The sequence below is a fragment of the Pedobacter superstes genome (assembly GCF_037622515.1).
Taxonomy (GTDB): domain Bacteria; phylum Bacteroidota; class Bacteroidia; order Sphingobacteriales; family Sphingobacteriaceae; genus Paradesertivirga; species Paradesertivirga superstes.
On the sequence record NZ_JBBJCN010000023.1, the window covers coordinates 1 to 450 of the forward strand.

Annotated in this window: 1 protein-coding gene; it reads right to left on the minus strand. The window is 46.2% G+C overall.

All coding sequences use genetic code 11. From position 1 onward, the window contains the following. On the minus strand, positions 1–450 hold a 450-nt coding region (locus tag WG906_RS19525; RefSeq protein ID WP_431844498.1), incomplete at both ends, for an Ig-like domain-containing protein.

The window sequence follows — 450 nt, forward strand, 5'->3', positions numbered from 1 at the left end:
GCAGCCGAACCTGAAAGTGCCGGAGCAGCCGGAGCGGGAGAAATGGTTAAGGTAACTGCAGTTCGTGATAAACTTGAACAGTTTGTAGTACTGTTCACCGCTTCAGCGAAATACGTTACATTTCCTGTAGAGCTTAAAGTTGGAGATGCAACCACGGTTCCACCTGTAGCCTGGGTATACCAGATTACCGGAACTGAAGAAGTGATAACTGAATTTGCATTGAGTGTCTGAATAGGGCTTATTTCACATTCCGTGATATTGGCAGCCGAAACACTAGGAGCAAGAGGGGCCGGGTATATTGTTAAGGTAACGGCAGTTCTTGACAAACTGAGGCATCCCGTAGCAGAATTTGTTGCTTCAGCAAAATAAGTTATTGTGCCTGCAGAACTCAAAGTTGGAGAAGCGACAATGGTACCTCCGGTTGCTGCAGTATACCAGGTTACATTGTTG